This is a genomic window from Clostridium sp. AF22-10 (assembly GCF_003478725.1).
In the GTDB taxonomy this organism is placed as follows: domain Bacteria; phylum Bacillota; class Clostridia; order Lachnospirales; family Lachnospiraceae; genus Otoolea; species Otoolea fessa.
This window is the reverse complement of sequence record NZ_QUFZ01000003.1, coordinates 101,435-117,679: the sequence shown is the minus strand read 5'-3', so window position 1 is coordinate 117,679 and position 16,245 is coordinate 101,435. Positions and strand designations below refer to the sequence as shown.

Annotated in this window: 16 protein-coding genes and 1 pseudogene; 14 read left to right on the top strand and 3 right to left on the bottom strand. The window is 50.4% G+C overall.

From position 1 onward, the window contains the following. The first annotated feature begins 3 nt into the window (after positions 1-3). The 6 genes from DWX91_RS03175 (at position 4) to DWX91_RS17095 (ending at position 5,315) form a co-directional block, all read left to right on the top strand. Entirely contained in the window at positions 4-1,578 is a 1,575-nt protein-coding gene (locus DWX91_RS03175; protein ID WP_118472064.1) for an ABC transporter substrate-binding protein, read from the top strand. A 137-nt stretch (positions 1,579-1,715) separates the two neighbouring features. Continuing rightward, on the top strand, positions 1,716-2,666 hold the full coding sequence (locus tag DWX91_RS03170) for an ABC transporter permease (RefSeq protein ID WP_022359791.1): 951 nt from the start codon (positions 1,716-1,718) through the stop codon (positions 2,664-2,666). Between the two features lie 11 nt (positions 2,667-2,677). Further along, positions 2,678-3,409 (top strand): ABC transporter permease, encoded by a 732-nt coding sequence (locus DWX91_RS03165; RefSeq protein WP_412693815.1) that lies wholly within the window; start codon positions 2,678-2,680, stop codon positions 3,407-3,409. Continuing rightward, positions 3,346-3,474 (top strand): hypothetical protein, encoded by a 129-nt coding sequence (locus DWX91_RS17840; protein WP_412693814.1) that lies wholly within the window; start codon positions 3,346-3,348, stop codon positions 3,472-3,474. The genes DWX91_RS03165 and DWX91_RS17840 overlap by 64 nt, the downstream gene beginning before the upstream one ends. 12 nt (positions 3,475-3,486) lie before the next feature. Next, positions 3,487-4,938, top strand: coding sequence for an ABC transporter ATP-binding protein (locus DWX91_RS03160; RefSeq protein ID WP_118538266.1), 1,452 nt, complete (start codon positions 3,487-3,489; stop codon positions 4,936-4,938). Further along, positions 4,917-5,315 carry a hypothetical protein gene (locus DWX91_RS17095; RefSeq protein WP_118538264.1) on the top strand — a complete coding sequence of 133 codons (399 nt, stop codon included), beginning with the start codon at positions 4,917-4,919 and terminating at the stop codon, positions 5,313-5,315. The genes DWX91_RS03160 and DWX91_RS17095 overlap by 22 nt, the downstream gene beginning before the upstream one ends. Here DWX91_RS17095 and DWX91_RS03150 read toward each other — a convergent pair. Continuing rightward, entirely contained in the window at positions 5,300-5,908 is a 609-nt protein-coding gene (locus DWX91_RS03150) for a hypothetical protein (protein WP_118538262.1), read from the bottom strand. The two genes, DWX91_RS17095 and DWX91_RS03150, sit on opposite strands and share 16 nt — an antisense overlap. A 492-nt stretch (positions 5,909-6,400) precedes the next feature. Between DWX91_RS03150 and DWX91_RS03140 the strand changes: the two genes are divergently transcribed. Then, complete coding sequence (locus tag DWX91_RS03140) at positions 6,401-7,156, top strand: class I SAM-dependent DNA methyltransferase (protein ID WP_118472061.1); 756 nt, start codon at positions 6,401-6,403, stop codon at positions 7,154-7,156. After that, positions 7,157-8,077: an Hsp33 family molecular chaperone HslO gene (hslO, locus tag DWX91_RS03135; protein ID WP_333489824.1), complete on the top strand. Its 921-nt coding sequence runs from the start codon at positions 7,157-7,159 to the stop codon at positions 8,075-8,077. It begins immediately after the preceding gene. 233 nt (positions 8,078-8,310) lie between these two features. Here hslO and DWX91_RS03130 read toward each other — a convergent pair whose 3' ends face one another. Then, a complete protein-coding gene (locus DWX91_RS03130) occupies positions 8,311-8,511 on the bottom strand; it encodes a cold-shock protein (RefSeq protein WP_022359797.1) in 201 nt (66 codons plus the stop codon). Between the two features lie 289 nt (positions 8,512-8,800). Here DWX91_RS03130 and DWX91_RS03125 point away from each other — a divergent pair, with 289 nt between their 5' ends. After that, complete coding sequence (locus DWX91_RS03125; RefSeq protein WP_022359798.1) at positions 8,801-9,421, top strand: DUF5662 family protein; 621 nt, start codon at positions 8,801-8,803, stop codon at positions 9,419-9,421. Between the two features lies 1 nt (position 9,422). On the opposite strand, the gene DWX91_RS03120 is transcribed toward DWX91_RS03125, so the two are convergent. Further along, the gene (locus DWX91_RS03120) at positions 9,423-10,532 is read right to left on the bottom strand and encodes a ribonuclease H-like domain-containing protein (protein ID WP_118472060.1); all 1,110 of its coding nucleotides are present in this window, start codon (positions 10,530-10,532) and stop codon (positions 9,423-9,425) included. An 807-nt stretch (positions 10,533-11,339) separates the two neighbouring features. Here DWX91_RS03120 and DWX91_RS03115 point away from each other — a divergent pair. The 5 genes and pseudogenes from DWX91_RS03115 to DWX91_RS03095 all read left to right on the top strand — a co-directional run bounded on the left by DWX91_RS03115 (position 11,340) and on the right by DWX91_RS03095 (position 16,242). Continuing rightward, a complete protein-coding gene (locus DWX91_RS03115; RefSeq protein ID WP_182431274.1) occupies positions 11,340-13,307 on the top strand; it encodes an NAD(+) synthase in 1,968 nt (655 codons plus the stop codon). Beyond that, entirely contained in the window at positions 13,304-14,098 is a 795-nt protein-coding gene (locus tag DWX91_RS03110; RefSeq protein ID WP_118293277.1) for a TrmH family RNA methyltransferase, read from the top strand. Before DWX91_RS03115 ends, DWX91_RS03110 begins: the two co-directional genes overlap by 4 nt. A 218-nt stretch (positions 14,099-14,316) precedes the next feature. Then, entirely contained in the window at positions 14,317-14,754 is a 438-nt protein-coding gene (locus DWX91_RS03105; protein ID WP_118468002.1) for an NfeD family protein, read from the top strand. Positions 14,755-14,759: 5 nt separating this feature from the next. Beyond that, a pseudogene (locus tag DWX91_RS03100) lies at positions 14,760-15,697 on the top strand (SPFH domain-containing protein). A gap of 236 nt (positions 15,698-15,933) precedes the next feature. Further along, positions 15,934-16,242 (top strand): DUF6637 family protein, encoded by a 309-nt coding sequence (locus DWX91_RS03095; protein ID WP_022359804.1) that lies wholly within the window; start codon positions 15,934-15,936, stop codon positions 16,240-16,242. Positions 16,243-16,245 lie beyond the last annotated feature (3 nt).

The window sequence follows — 16,245 nt, the reverse complement described above, 5'->3', positions numbered from 1 at the left end:
GATATGAAAAAGAAACAGCTTCTTTCAGGCGTAATGGCACTTTTGTTATCTGCTTCACTCTGTGCATGCGGAGGCAGCAAGACAGCAGAAGGCACCTCAGAAGCAGCTGGCGAGTCCAGCGAAGCAGAGACCAGTAATACTCTTTCAGAAGGAACACCAGTACCAGGCGGCAGCGTTGTGTATGGCATGACGCAGGACCTGGCTAGTCTTGACCCCCATGTAGATACGGACGCAGGAACTAGAGACGTGGTTTTCAATTTGTACGAAGGGCTTGTAAAGCCTACTTCCGATGGCGGATTTATTCCGGCTGTTGCCAGCGATTATACCATTTCCGATGATGCAAAGACTTATACTTTCACATTGAGAGATGGCGTCACATTCCATGACGGCACACCGGTTACCATCGAAGATGTCAAATATTCCATCGATCGTTATGCGGAGATTCAGGGTGAATCCTCCGCTTTTTCTTCGCTTGTAGATAGTGTAGAGGTGCAGGATGACAAGACACTGGTTGTAAACCTGAAAGAAAGTTATTCAGAGTTTCTTCCGATGATGACGATTGCCATCATTCCGAAGTCCAACGAGGACCCGGCAGGCAATCCGATCGGTACCGGTCCATTCAAATATGTTTCCTACACACCGGGACAGAACCTGGAGCTGGAAAAATATGACGGCTACTGGCAGGAGGGCGTTCCGAGCCTGGACAGCGTGGAATTTAAATTTATTGCCGATGTGGACACCGCATTTGTAGAGCTGCAGGCTGGCACCATCGACATTCTGAAATATTTAACCGCCGCACAGGCGGAGACGCTGGGCGATGAAGATTACAACATCGTACAGGGAAGCATGAACCTCGTCCATGCGATGTACTTAAACAGCGCTTACGAGCCGCTTTCCAAGACAGAGGTGCGTCAGGCACTCTGCTATGCGGTAGACCGCGATGCAATCAACAACTTTATTTTCGGCGGAAAGAGCCACATCATCGGCTCCCATATGATTCCGGCAATGTCGAAATACTATGAGCCGGAAGCAGAGACCGTATACAGCTACGATCCGGAGAAGGCAAAAGAGCTTCTGGCAGATGCCGGATACGCAGATGGCTTTGATCTGGAAATCACCGTTCCAAGCTCATACAGCCAGCACGTAGACAGCGCGCAGATCATCGCAGACGAGCTGTCCCAGGTCGGCGTCAACGTGACCTTAAATCAGGTTGAGTGGAGCACTTGGCTGCAGGATGTATACAAGGGAGGCAACTTCCAGGCGACTGTCATCGGTTTTGACGGAACGCTGGCACCAAGCGACTGGCTCAAGAAATATGTGACAGACGATGCGAAGAACTTCATGCATTACTCCAACACTGAGTACGACGATGTATTTAATACAGCATACACAACCGTTGATGACGATGTAAAAGTAGAAAACTACAAGAAGGCGCAGATGATCCTGGCAGAGGATGCGGCAGCCGTTTACATCGAAGATCCGGCGAACCTCGTAGCAGTCAGCAAGAAGTTTGGCGGCTACACCTTCTACCCGACGGCAGCAGAGGATATGTCCCTGTTATATCAGGTAGAGCAGTAAAATATACAGTTACAATCCAGCAAATTCCTGTTGCTACCACGTTTTCTTACGGCACTTACGGTTCCAAAAGTGCCTGCCCGTGAACAGTAACCAGGAAATAACAACAGAATAAGAAGCGGTAAACGCAGGAGGGAATTATGAAATTCTTTATAAAAAAACTGATAACTCTCATTATCACATTGTTGGTCATATCCTTCCTGACGTTTACCGCTTTTTCTGTGATTCCGGGCGATGCGGCACTTTCCAGGCTGGGAAAGGACGCGACGGAAGAGCAGTTAGAGCGGGCGCGGGATGAGATGGGATTAAATGATCCACTTCTGGAGCGGTATGGAAGATGGGTGACCGATGCGATGCAGGGGGATTTCGGGGAGTCCTACCGGTATGAGGGAACCTCAGTCCGCTCCCTTCTGGCACAGCGGCTTCCGGTCACGGTGCTTCTGGCAGTCATTTCCCTGCTCATCATCACGGTGATTTCAGTTCCGCTCGGAATCCTGAGTGCCCGGTTTGCCGGGAAATGGGTCGATACGCTGACGAACTGCCTGACGCAGATTCTGATGGCGGTGCCGTCATTCTTTCTCGGCATGATCCTGACCTACGTGTTTGGACTGATTCTTCATATGTTCCAGCCGGGTAAATTTATCGAACCGTCGGAAAATTTCGGAAAGTCTGCACAGTACCTTTTATTTCCGGCGCTCGCGGTGGCGCTGCCGAAGATTGCGATGGTGGTGAAATTCCTGCGAAGCTCGATTCTGACCGAGATGAACCGGGAATACGTGCGGACTGCCTACAGCCGCGGCAATACGGAAACGGCGGTATTGTACGGGCATGTGCTGAAAAATGCGATGATTCCGGTTGTGACGTTCTTTGCGATGGTAATCGCGGAGATCCTTGCCGGCAGCATCGTGGCGGAGCAGGTGTTCAGCGTGCCGGGAATCGGAAGACTTCTGATCAGCTCGATCTCCAACCGCGATTATCCGGTTGTGCAGGCGATCGTGCTGTACATCACATCGGTGGTCGTACTTATCAATTTTGCGGTTGATATGATTTATCAGGTTTTGGATCCGAGAGTCCGGACGGCGGAAGAATAGAGGGAAGACGAATGAAACGAAAGAATTATAATCTGATGATAGGGGGCGCGATCACGCTGTTCTTTCTGGCAGTTGCCCTGATCGGACAGTTCTGGACGCCGTATGGGACGACGACGATGGACTCCATGGCAGTCAATCTGGCGCCGTGTGCAGCACACCCGCTGGGAACGGATAACTTCGGGCGCGATATTTTGAGCCGTGTGATGGCGGGAAGCGGCAGCACCTTTTTTGTGGCAGTCTGCACGGTTTTGATCGGGTGTGTGTTTGGCACGATCGTCGGTGCGCTGACCGGCTATTTCGGCGGCTTTTTCGATAACCTGATCATGCGTTTCAATGATATCCTTTTATCGTTTCCGAGCATTCTTCTGGCGCTTATCTTCATCAGCCTGACGAAGCCGGGAAGCTACAACATCATTCTGGCGCTGGGAATCCTTTTTATCCCGAGTTTTGCCCGGATCGTCCGCAGTGAGGTGATCCGGTGCCGGGAACTGGATTTTGTCAAGAGTGCGCGGATCCTTGGCGCAGGGCATATCCGGGTTATTTTCGCCCATATTCTGCCGAATGCGGCGGTCAGCCTTTTGACGGCGGCGGCGATCGGATTTAACAATGCGGTGCTGGCGGAGGCGAGTATGAGTTATCTGGGATTGGGAATCCAGCCGCCGGAGCGAGTCTCGGGAGAATGCTTTACGAAGCGCAGTCGTACCTGTTCAATGCGCCGTGGTACGCGATCGGACCGGGCGTGACGATCATCCTGATTATTCTGGGATTCAGTATGGTGAGCGAGGGGCTGCGCTCGATGCAGCAGTAAGGAGGCGAAAAGATGGAACCATTGGTTGAGATAAAAAATCTGTCGATCCGTTTTCCAGAAGGAAATTCGACCTTTGAGGCAGTCAAGGGAATCAGCTTTTCGATCGGAAAAGGCGAGATCGTCGGAGTAGTCGGCGAGTCAGGGTCAGGAAAATCCATGAGTGCGCTGGCGCTGATGGGGCTGCTTCCGAAGGACGCCGAGATTGCCTCCGGATCGCTCTGTTTTCAGGGAGAAGATCTGGTGACCATGAAACCGGAAAAGCGGAGACAGCTATGCGGCAGCAAAATGGCGATGGTCTTTCAGGAGCCGATGACCTCCTTAAATCCGGTATTGAAAATCGAACGGCAGGTCGGGGAAAGCCTGCGGATCCATACGAAACTCGGAAATGCTGAGATCCATGAACGGGTGGTGCAGGCACTCTCAGAAGTCGGTCTGCCGGACCCGGAGGGGCTGTGCGGTAAATACCCGCATGAGCTTTCCGGCGGCATGCGCCAGCGTGTGATGATCGCGCAGGCGATGATCAATTCTCCGAGTCTTCTGATTGCGGATGAACCGACGACAGCGTTAGACTGTGTCGTTCAGGCACAGATCCTGGAGCTTCTGCGGAATATCCACCGGACCAAGGGAACGTCGATTCTCTTTATTTCCCATGATCTGAATGTTGTGCGTGCGCTCTGCAGCCGTGTGATCGTGGTTTATAAGGGAGAGATCGTGGAAGAAGGGCAGACGGAAGACGTCCTTCTGCATCCGAAGCATGAATATACGCGCCATCTGGTGGCGTCGATTCCGGAGGGAGAAAAAGGGGAAAGCTCCGGCGGGGAGATCCTGCGCCTGAAGGATTTGAACGTATTTTACGATGTGCGTGGCGGTCTGTTCCGTAAAAAAGGAAAAAAACACGTAATTCACGATCTGAACCTGTCGGCAAGAGAGGGAGAGATTGTGGGGATCGTGGGCGAGAGCGGCTGCGGCAAATCGACGCTCAGCAAGACGATCCTGGGACTTCACGACAATTATACGGGTGAGGTGAAGGTGCGTGACGGCGTCCGTCCGCAGATGGTATTTCAGGATCCGGCGGGATCGCTCAACCCGGCGCGGACGATCGGATGGATTCTGGAAGAACCGCTGCGCCTGCGCGGCATTAGGGACCGCGCAGAGCGCAGGCAGCTAGTGAAGGAAATGCTTGAAAATGTCGGACTGGATGAGTCCTTTGCGGCGCGCCATCCGAGAGAGCTTTCTGGCGGTCAGAAACAGCGCATCAGCATCGGCGTGGCACTTCTCATGGATCCGCGCCTGGTGATCGCGGATGAGCCTGTTTCGGCGCTTGATGTGACGGTCCAGTCCCAGATTTTGAACCTGCTTTTGAAGCTGCACGCCGAAAAGCAGATGACCATCCTCTTTATTTCCCACGATCTGACGTCGTGCGCGGGCTCTGCAGCCGTGTCATGGTCATTTACAGGGGTGTGATTGTGGAAGAAGGTCTGGCAGAAGAGATCTATGAGCATCCGGCGCACCCGTACACGAAACTTCTGCTGGAAGCGGCGATCGGCGGGGATACAATGGAACTGGATGCGGAGGCAGGAAAGCAGAGTGCGGAGCCGGAGAGAGACAGCCGGATGGAAAAACCGGAGCGGGGACAGACGAAAGAGAACCTTTTGGAAAATCAGGAAAAAGAGCGGTCCGTCCAGAATGCACCAAAGAAGATAGCGGGCAGTGGGGAGAAGTGTATCTTTTATGAGCGATGTCCGAAGAGAAGAGAGGCGTGTGCCCATGTGCCGCTGTCACCGGAGGCAGTACAACTTTCAAGGACACACTGGGCGCGGTGTATTCAGATAGAAGCATAATCTGATAAGCTGAAATAGAGAAAAACGAAATAGCAGCCGAAAAAAGACAGACGGTTCAGCCTATGCCAGGGAAAGCGGCATGGCTCGAATCGTCTGTCAATGTTTTTCCTGCGGTGGGAAATTAAAGTGCGCGGCTGCTCACTGGAAGAATCCTGCTGCCCCTGCTGTGCCTCACCGGAAAGCTGCAGCGGCTCCCGGCGGTGCCGAAGTGAATGGTAAAAAAGCCAGATTAGATCCACCAGGGCGATCAGAAACGCACATCCGGCTAATAGATGAAATACCTCATGCGTCAGAGCGGGATACGGCAGAGCGGATATGATATAAGGCGAAGTCATGTTCCGCAGGGAGCTCACCGTCCAGGAGAGACTGTCCGCCATCGTCTGGAGAAGCGATTCATAGGTATCCTCGTTCAGGCGGATCAAACGCCCGTTTAATGAAAGTGCTTTGCGTTCGGGCGGCTCTGGATAGCCGGAAGACGGATCGAGCAGATAGAAATGGCAGGTTCCATTTTCCAGAGAGTAATAATAATATCCGGTCTCTTTCTTTCCATCGTAGGCAGCGCACCCTGTATAATATAAGGAAGGAGCGTTCACCGAGACATAGGCTGAGCCGGGTTATAAAAATCTTCAAACTTGCACTGGCTGTTTATCGGCCGCGGGGAGTGTGAATTTTCCCCGGCATTCTGCCACAGGAGCAGGATGGACGCGATCAGCACCAGCGCCGGAAGCCACATCTGCCGGCGGTAAAAACGGCGGCTTTTGATGGGGGAATGTTTTTGTTTTTCAGTCAAATTTTTCATACGCTCTAGTATAGTCAGTTCTGCGTGGAACGTCAAGAGTTAGTGTATACGACAAAATCCTGCTGCCACCACGTTTTCTTACGGCACTTTCGGTTCCAAAAGTGCCTACCTGTGAACAATTACTCCATTCCTAGTCATTTGCGTGTGCTTTTTCAATTATTCTTGCAAACAGGGCGAAAAATTGCTATGATGGGAGTGCTGGCATCGGAAGGAGATTGTGCAGTAGGGGAAAGCTTTCGGTGCATGGCAGTCATTTTTGCATCGGCAATATAGAAGGAGAGGCTAAATGGACGCTTACACGAGTTTTGCGGAAGTATATGATATGTTTATGGATAATATTCCCTATGAGGACTGGTGCGGGTACCTGACTTCTCTTTTAAAGGAATATGGGATCAACGATGGTCTGGTGCTGGATCTGGGATGTGGAACCGGCACGCTGACGGAGCTTCTGGCAAAGGAAGGCTATGATATGATCGGCGTGGATGTCTCGGAGGATATGCTGCAGGAAGCAATCGAAAAACGGGCAGAATCCGGGCTGCCAATTTTGTATTTATTGCAGGATATGCGTGAATTTGAATTGTACGGGACGGTCCGGGCGGTCGTGAGTATCTGCGATTCGCTGAATTATATTCTGGATTATGACGATCTGGCGCACGTATTTTCGCTGGTCAACAATTATCTGGATCCGAAGGGAATGTTCATTTTCGACCTGAACACGGAGGCAAAGTTTCAGGCAATGGGAAGTGAGACGATCGCGGAGGTGCGCGACGAGGGGAGCTTCATCTGGGAAAATGAGTATGATGAAGAGGAGAAAATTAACTCCTACGATCTGACGCTCTTTATCCGCGAGGAGGATGACTTATACCGCCGCTATCAGGAGACGCATTTTGAGCGCGCGTGGTCGTTGGACGAGATAAAAAAGGCGCTCACAGAGGCGGGCATGGAATTTGTGGCGGCGTATGACGCATTTACGAAGAATGTGCCGCGAAAAGAGAGCGACCGAATCTATGTGGTTGCGAGAGAACATGGAAAAGAGGTATAAATGATGGAAAAGATAAAAGCAGGTGAAATAACGGGACAGACCGGAGATTATATGCTCCGTGCGACGGCGGCGAATGGTCAGATCCGCGCATTTGCGGCGACTTCCCGTGATCTGGTGGAGAAAGCCAGACAGGCGCACAATACCAGCCCGGTGGCGACCGCAGCGCTGGGACGCCTGATGACGGCAGGGGTCATGATGGGATCGATGATGAAAGCGGACAGTGATCTTTTAACCATCCGGGTCGAGGGCGATGGTCCGATCGGCGGTCTGACGGTGACAGCTGATAAGAACGGCAATGTCAAGGGCTACGCGTTCCACCCGGAGGTAATGCTGCCGCCGAATGCGAAGGGCAAGCTGGATGTGGGCGGTGCGCTGGGAGTCGGCGTCTTGAGCGTAATCCAGGATATCGGTTTGAAAGAGCCGTATGTGGGACAGACGATCCTGGTAACGGGTGAGATTGCGGAAGATCTGACTTATTACTATGCGACCTCCGAGCAGACTCCGTCCTCCGTGGCACTGGGCGTTCTGATGAATAAAGAAAATACGGTGCGCCAGGCAGGCGGATTTATCATCCAGCTTCTTCCGGGAGCAGAGGAGGCGACGATCGCGGCACTTGAAAAGACGATCGGTGAGCTGGAGCCGGTGACGACGATGTTAAATAAGGGAATGACCCCGGAGGACATTCTGGAGCTGATTTTAGGACAATTTGGTCTGGAGATTCTGGATAAGATGCCGATTCAGTTTACCTGCAACTGCACCAAGAGCCGTGTAGAAAAGGCGCTGATCAGCATCGGCGGCAAGGAGCTGCAGGAGATGATCGACGAGGGCAAGAGCATCGAAGTCAACTGCCAGTTCTGCAACAAGCACTATGAATTTAGTGTGGATGAGCTGAAAAAATTGTACGAGAAAGCTAAGAAGTAAAAAGAAATGAGATAATAGATATGGCTGCTGTGCGGAAAAAGGATATTTGGATATGTTCCGCATGGCAGGACAGAAAAAAAGGTCACTGTTCACACATGTGTGAGCAGTGACGAAAAAGGGATACTGCCGAAGCAGTATCCCTTTTTATAATCACTTTACTTAGATCAATATAACGTATTCGCAAAATATATATCAAACATATTTGGAAAACAGGTACACTGGAAAGTTGATGATTAAAGCTTGGTTACGTTAGTAGCCTGCGGTCCCTTAGCACCGTTAACAACTTCGAACTCTACCTGAGCGCCTTCCTCAAGAGACTTGAAGCCTTCCATGTTCAGTCCGGAGTAGTGAACGAATACATCGTTGCCCTGCTCGTCGCAGATAAATCCGTAACCTTTCTGGTTGTTGAACCACTTTACAGTACCTCTGTTCATATGATACCTCCAAAAAAATATAAAAAATAGTGATGGCCGCATGGATTTACGACCTGTTCCAAGAATAGCATAGTTTCATATTGATGTCAAACGTTTTCGCATAAAATTTCTGGAAATTCAGACATTTAAAAATAGTTAAATTTTTGTGGAAAATAAGGGCATTTGTTACTGTACACACATGTGTCCCAGTAACGGGTATTTTCCAGAAAGCCGCGAAAGAAAGTGGGGTTGTCAAACCAGAATACGGGGGGTAAAATAGGAGGAAAGAAAAGGGGAAAGAGGTAGGAAAATGAATTATATTTACAATGCGTATCATCATTTTTTGACGATCACGAAACATAAATGCGAGGTCATGAAAAACTGCTTTGCGGTAGGGCTGTACCGCCAGGGACTTCTGCACGACCTCTCCAAGTATTCCTGGGAGGAATTTGCGACCGGCGTTAAATATTATCAGGGAAACCGCAGCCCAAATGCGGCGGAAAAAGAAGAAAAGGGCTATTCGGCGGCATGGCTGCACCACAAGGGACGCAACAAACATCATTTCGAATACTGGATCGATTTTGCACCGGACAAGTCCTGGGGGCTTGTCGGCAATAAAATGCCCCTTCGCTATCTGATCGAGATGGTAATGGACCGGATTGCCGCGTCGAAGGTTTATAAGGGAAAAGATTACACGGATGCGTGTGCGTGGGAATACTTTGAAAGAGGAAGAGATTTTGTCGTGATGCACCCGAGGACGAAGTACCAGCTGGAATATCTCCTCACGATGCTGAAAGAACAGGGCGAGGAGAGGACCTTTGCGTTCATCCGGGCGCTGCTTGCACGGGAGAGGGCGAAAGAACAGGCAGTCCGGAGAAAACGGATGGGACACGTGATCCGGGAGATAAGAGAGCGTGGACGGGTGCTGTAATTTATAAGGACAATTCTCTCAGATAATTATGTAAGTACAGCACTGCCGTCTCTGGATCTGTGAAAAGCTGTTCTGAATACGGCACAAACAGCTGCTTACTCTTATAGTCTGCTTTCAGGCATTCATGCCACATCGGAGTGCCATCTGCAAGAAGCGGCTGCGGCACAAACAGCCCGGCTGCGCGGGTGTAGCACGTTTTGGCGGTTGCCTTCTTGCGGGCGGAGCGATCCACATACTGACCGACACTTTTGTGGATGGCGCAGTCCTCGTAGATCATATAGTAATAATTCTCATAATCGTTGTAAAATCGTTTCAGCTCCCCGGAATATAATGGAAGGTCGAGCGTCAGGCGGTTTCCTTCCGCCGACAGCTCCAGATCACCGATGGAAAACTGGAATCCGCTTGTCAGAGAGACGGGACTTTCATAGTGAAGCAGCAGGTGCTTTTCTGAGTTTCCGTCCGCATATGGGATATCACGGCTTTCTGAACCTTTGAAAGAAAAATCGCCGGTCAGAAAGTCCGGGTAGGCGAGAATCGGCAGAATCTGCGGCATTCCCTTTAAGTCATCCTCGTTATGGAGAATCAGAAGGTGTTTCAGCAATTCAGAGTGCGTCTGTAAATATTCACCGTAAACCTCGATGAGCTGACCGCCGTTGTACTTATCTTCGCGGGCAATGCCGAGGAACCGCTCGATGCTTTTCTGTTTCAGATTTTCAAGTCCCAGCAATTTTTTTAATGGGCGTATTTTCTTATAAATATCAAAACTTTCAACCGCTTCAAAATTCCAGTCCTTTTTATAAAAAACACAGCGTTTCGTCAGAAATGGAATGTCAAACCCGTCGCCGTTGAAATGGACGAGGATGCGCTTTGTCCGGAGAAGTGCAAAAAAAGCGTCGAGAACCTCTTCCTCTGCATCCCTCGTCTCGGCAAAATACTGGGTCAGAATCCAGGTGTTTCCGTCGTGCCAGACGCAGCCGATCAGATAGACCGAGGCGTAGTCGCCGGAAAAGCCGGTTGTCTCGATATCGAAAAAGAGCAGATCGGAGATAGCTCCTAACCGTTTGGGCGGATAAGAGGAAGTAAAGGTCAGCGGATTTTGAATGGTGATCATTTGGCAGTATCCTCCTGTGTCAGTTTATAATGTCCGCCCCAGATCCGCATTGCGTCGGGGATTGGTTTCAGACTGTAACCTATGGCGTTATTATAAATTCATCGGAAGTGAAAAGCAACCGTTTAAAATGACAAAACAATAACACACCCGGTATCGTGAAATATCCGTTCTGGCAGTTGAGTAAAAAGAAAAACAATTTGTAAACCTTCAGTGGTACAAGTTTGGCAATCTTTTGAAATTCCGATATACTAGAAAATGTCGGAAGTGACAGCGGGAAATGTGGTTGTACCAATATGGCAATTCGGGAATTTTTGGCGGAAAGACTGGCAGATTATGAGATCCCGCGCGAATTTGCCTTGCTAAAGGAGTTTTCAAAGACTGAAAGCGGAAAGATTCGTAAAAAAGAACTGTGAAAATTGCTTTTTCTTGTCGAAAAAAGAAAATGATTTATTGTGCAAAATGACAAAAGCGACGTTGACAAAATTGGAAAAGAGTGGTATATTTACATACAGCAATCAAACTATTTAATGTAACGGTTGTGAACGTGACCGGAGAGCTGCTTTCTGTGGGGGAAAAGCGGCTCTCTTTTTATATATGTTTGACTTTTTGTATAGTGACAGCTACAATAAATTCGTAACTGTTCAGTACCTTCACAGTCACGCGCAAAAATCCATTTAAAATTGCCTACGGCAATGGGATTTTTGCCTGCTGGCCCATGTTTTCGTACGGTCAGCGCAGTAAATGCGCAGACCTACTGAACAGTTGCTATGTTTTTAAAAATTATTTATAAGGGAGACAAACCATATGATAAGAGATGGCTTTATCCGGGTTGCCGCGTCAACGCCGGAAGTGAAGGTGGCAGATGTAGAGTACAACCGGGAACAGGTTTGTGAACAGATAGAGGAGGGGCGCAAAAAGGGCGCTTCGATTATGGTATTTCCAGAGCTGGTGCTGACGGGATATACGTGCGGTGAGCTGTTTATCCAGAAATCGCTGCTGGCGAAGGCAAGGGAAGAGCTTAGGAAGCTGATCGCCTTTACATCTGGCGATACAATGCTTGTATTTGTAGGACTTCCGTGGGAATACAACAATAAATTGTACAATGTAGCAGCGGCGATCCAGGATGGAAAGCTGCTCGGTCTGGTTCCGAAGAGATGGATTCCAAACTATTCTGAATTTTATGAGGGACGTTATTTCAACCCGGGCTGGGAAAAGACAATTGACGTTTCCTGGGACGGTTATCAGGTGCCAATGGGAATGAAGCTTTTATTTTCCTGTGACAATGTGGAAAATCTCGTCGTGGGGGCGGAGATCTGCGAGGACGTCTGGGTTTTAAATCCACCGAGTATTGCACACGCGTCGGCGGGGGCAACGGTGATCGTCAACTGTTCTGCCAGCGATGAGGTGACAGGCAAGAGCGAGTACCGTAGAAGTCTGATCAGCGGTCAGTCGGCGCGGCTGCTCTGTGCGTATATTTACGCCAATGCGGGCGAGGGAGAGTCTTCCCAGGATCTCGTTTTTGGCGGCCAGAATATTATCGCTGAGAATGGCAATATCCTGTCGGAGTCAGCGCGATTTGAGAATCAGACGATCTACGCAGATATCGATTTGGAACGTCTGGAATGTGAGCGCCGCCGGATGACGACCTATCAGACAGAAGGCCGTGAGGATTACCGGTTTGTAAGCTTTACGCTGGATCGGAAACCGCTTGCGCTGGAGCGCGCGATCGATCCGACCCCGTTTGTCCCACACGATGCGGGCAGCCGGAACCGCCGCTGCGAGGAGATCCTTTCGATCCAGGCGATGGGATTGAAAAAACGTCTCAAACATACCGGATGTCGCCATGCTGTCGTTGGTATTTCAGGCGGTCTGGATTCAACGCTGGCACTTTTAGTAACCGTGCGCGCCTTTGATCTGCTGGGGATTCCACGTGAAAATATCCTGTCTGTGACGATGCCGTGCTTTGGTACGACTGACCGGACGTACCAGAATGCCTGCCAGCTCACGAAAAAGCTGGGTGCAACCTTGAAAGAAGTCGATATCCGAGAGGCAGTTACGATCCATTTCCGTGACATTGAGCAGGATCCGTCGGTTCATGATGTAACGTATGAAAATTCACAGGCACGCCAGAGAACGCTGGTTCTGATGAACCTTGCCAATAAGATCGGCGGTCTTGTCATCGGTACCGGCGATATGTCGGAGCTGGCGCTTGGCTGGGCGACCTACAACGGCGATCATATGTCGATGTACGGTGTCAACTGCTCGGTTCCGAAGATGCTGGTGCGCCATCTGGTGCGCTATTATGCAGATACCTGTGGCGAGAAAGAGCTTTCTGATATTCTGCTGGATGTACTGGATACGCCGGTCAGCCCGGAGCTTCTGCCGCCGGAGGAGGATGGAAAGATCGCACAGAAAACGGAGGATTTGGTTGGTCCTTATGAGCTGCATGATTTCTATCTCTACTATATATTAAGATTCGGCTACCGTCCGGGCAAGATTTACCGCTTGGCGCGTCAGGCATTTGACGGTGCTTATGATAAGGAAACGATCCTTAAATGGCTGAAGGTGTTCTACCGCCGTTTCTTCAACCAGCAGTTTAAGCGTTCCTGCCTGCCGGATGGTCCGAAGGTAGGTTCTGCTGCAGTATCGCCGCGCGGCGACCTGCGTATGCCGAGCGATGCGTGCAGCCGCCTGTGGCTGGAGGAGCTGGAAACACTGGATGAGGATTGCGTTTACGGAGTGCCGGAGACGAAAGCGGCAGGAGGCAGCCTGTGATCGCGAGCACGGGCAACGCCCGTGTCAGAGCGGTGACGGCGCTTGCAAAGAAAGCAAAAGCAAGACGGGAACAGGGTGTCTTTTTGGTGGAAGGTCCGAAGATGTTCGGGGAACTGCCGGTGGAGAGACGCCGCGAAGTCTATGTGTCGGAAAATTTTCTGCGCCAGCAGGGGGAAAGAGCAGAAAAACTGCTGGCTGGCTGCCGGTATGAGACGGTGACGGATGAGGTCATGCGCCATATGTCGGACACCCAGACACCGCAGGGGATCCTGGCGGTAGCGGAACAGTTTTCCTATCAGCTCTCAGATGTGCTGAAAAATAGCCCGGACGGAAAGGCACCGGAGCTTGTGATTCTGGAGACGCTGCAGGATCCGGGTAATCTGGGAACAATCCTGCGTGCCGGAGAGGGGGCGGGTGTGACAGGCATCATTCTTGACCGTGGTTCAGCTGATATTTACAGCCCGAAGGTCATCCGTTCCACGATGGGCTCGATCTACCGGGTGCCGTTTATCTACACGGACGACCTGCATCAGACGATCGGGGAAGTAAAAAAGCAGGGAATCCGCCTCTATGCGGCGCATTTAAAGGGGAAACATAACTACGAAGAAGAAAATTATACAGGTCCGTCCGGCTTTCTGATCGGAAATGAGGCAAATGGTCTGACCGAGGAGACGGCGGCGCTTGCTGACGCGTGGGTGAGGATTCCGATGGCTGGAAAGGTTGAATCCCTCAATGCAGCGGTGGCGGCTTCGGTGCTGCTGTTTGAGACGGCACGGCAGAGACGGCAGTAAATTGCTTTTTTGAAACAATGTTTTAAGCCGGATAGTTTGTGCAAATAGAGAGCTGTGAAGAAATAAATTGAACTGTAGATCGATATGTTCCATTAAGAAGTTTGTAATAAAACTGTAAGTTCAAAAACAGAGCTGATTGGTTGATAAATGTCAGAAAATATCGTATACTAGTTTTAAGATATCAGGGTCAAAAGACCTATATGGAAGGAGGGGATGACATGGCAGTATGGTGTGTCTGGCTGGCGGTGTTTGTAGTGTGTATCGGGCTGGAAGCAGCGTCGATGGCGCTGACTTCGATCTGGTTTGCTGGAGGCGCTCTGATTGCGTGTGTTCTGTCGATCGCGGGAGTGAATCTTTACATCCAGATGGCGGTGTTTGTCGTTGTTTCATTCCTTCTTTTGTATTCAACAAGACCATTGGCACTCCGGTATATCAATCAGAAGACGGTGCGGACCAATGTGGACGCGCTGGTGGGTAAAAAAGCGCGGGTAACCGCAGAGATTGATAACGACGAGGCGAGAGGGACGGCGATGGTGTCCGGCCAGGAATGGACGGCACGCTCGGCGGATGGAAGCCGGATTCCGAAGGATACGATGGTACAGATTCAGGCGGTCAGCGGCGTCAAGCTGATTGTCAGCAAATGTAAGGAGGAATAGGAAATATGGGAGCATTTATCAGTTTTCTTGTCATTGCGATTGTGGTACTTCTGATTTTGTCATCCTGTATCCGGATCGTGCCGCAGGCACAGGCATTAGTCGTAGAGCGTCTGGGTGCTTATCTGGAGACATGGTCGGTTGGCGTGCATTTCAAGGTGCCGTTCATTGACCGCGTGGCAAAAAGAGTCATTTTAAAAGAGCAGGTTGTAGATTTTGCACCGCAGCCGGTTATCACGAAAGATAACGTTACGATGAAGATTGATACGGTTGTATTTTTCCAGATCACGGATCCGAAGCTGTTTGCGTATGGTGTTGAGAACCCGATCATGGCGATCGAGAACCTGACGGCGACCACCCTTCGAAATATCATCGGTGATCTCGAACTTGACCAGACCTTAACCTCCCGTGAGACGATCAACACGAAGATGCGCTCTGCACTCGATGTGGCGACAGACCCGTGGGGAATCAAGGTAAACCGTGTTGAGTTGAAAAATATCATTCCTCCGGCAGCCATTCAGGATGCGATGGAGAAACAGATGAAGGCAGAGCGTGAGCGCCGTGAGTCCATTCTCCGTGCCGAAGGCGAGAAGAAATCGACGATCCTGGTAGCTGAAGGTAAGAAAGAGTCCGCGATTCTGGAAGCAGAAGCAGAGAAAGAAGCGGCGATCCTGCGTGCAGAAGCACAGAAGGAAAAGATGATCCGCGAGGCAGAAGGCGAGGCGGAAGCGATCCTCAAAGTCCAGAAAGCGGAAGCAGACGGACTTCGCTTCATCAAGGAAGCAGGCGCGGACAATGCAGTGCTGCAGCTCAAGAGCCTGGAGGCATTTGCCAAAGCAGCGGACGGCAAGGCGACGAAGATCATCATCCCGTCCGAGATCCAGGCATTGCCGGTCTGGTAAAGGGTCTGACGGAAGTTGGCACGGATGTTCAAAAGGCAGAGTAGCCGGGAGTGAGCGGCTCTAAGTTATAAAAAAAGGTATAAGAAAAGGCTGATGGTTATGTAAAGCAGGAACCGCAGCCTTTTTCGAGTTCTTTTTTGACAAGCCTGCGGACATTCGGTATAATATCCCATGGTGATATGTATACCCATATATGTTGATGAAAGGGTATATGCAAGAAGCTATGTGCTATATGAAGAATGAGGCTGTTGTTTGCGAATATAAGTAAGGAGTGGATGCGTTGAACCTGCAGGAAAAAAGAAAGAAAAGCGCGAATATCGCGTTTGCCCTGGATATGCTTCATATCGTAGTGGGTATATTGATCGTGATATTTGCGGTTCTTGCGTTTCTGAACCCGGATGAAAACCGGATTTTGTTTCCGGTAATCTTTCTTCTGGCGGCGGTACTGAATTTTGCCAATGGCTATGACCGCTATCGCCGGGGAAGGGGAAGAAAGCATCTGCGGACCGGCGGAATGATCCTGATGGCAGTGGGAGCCGGATTGTTCCTTTTATGTATTGTCAGTACACTTACAATATGGTGGGGGTAATAA

Coding starts and splice junctions, on each gene's coding strand:
- DWX91_RS03175 (WP_118472064.1), top strand. CDS start 4: ATGAAAAAGAAACAGCTTCTTTCAGGCGTAATGGCACTTTTGTTATCT.
- DWX91_RS03170 (WP_022359791.1), top strand. CDS start 1,716: ATGAAATTCTTTATAAAAAAACTGATAACTCTCATTATCACATTGTTG.
- DWX91_RS03165 (WP_412693815.1), top strand. CDS start 2,678: ATGAAACGAAAGAATTATAATCTGATGATAGGGGGCGCGATCACGCTG.
- DWX91_RS17840 (WP_412693814.1), top strand. CDS start 3,346: ATGCTTTACGAAGCGCAGTCGTACCTGTTCAATGCGCCGTGGTACGCG.
- DWX91_RS03160 (WP_118538266.1), top strand. CDS start 3,487: ATGGAACCATTGGTTGAGATAAAAAATCTGTCGATCCGTTTTCCAGAA.
- DWX91_RS17095 (WP_118538264.1), top strand. CDS start 4,917: ATGGTCATTTACAGGGGTGTGATTGTGGAAGAAGGTCTGGCAGAAGAG.
- DWX91_RS03140 (WP_118472061.1), top strand. CDS start 6,401: ATGGACGCTTACACGAGTTTTGCGGAAGTATATGATATGTTTATGGAT.
- hslO (WP_333489824.1), top strand. CDS start 7,157: ATGATGGAAAAGATAAAAGCAGGTGAAATAACGGGACAGACCGGAGAT.
- DWX91_RS03130 (WP_022359797.1), bottom strand. CDS start 8,511: ATGAACAGAGGTACTGTAAAGTGGTTCAACAACCAGAAAGGTTACGGA.
- DWX91_RS03125 (WP_022359798.1), top strand. CDS start 8,801: ATGAATTATATTTACAATGCGTATCATCATTTTTTGACGATCACGAAA.
- DWX91_RS03120 (WP_118472060.1), bottom strand. CDS start 10,532: ATGATCACCATTCAAAATCCGCTGACCTTTACTTCCTCTTATCCGCCC.
- DWX91_RS03105 (WP_118468002.1), top strand. CDS start 14,317: ATGGCAGTATGGTGTGTCTGGCTGGCGGTGTTTGTAGTGTGTATCGGG.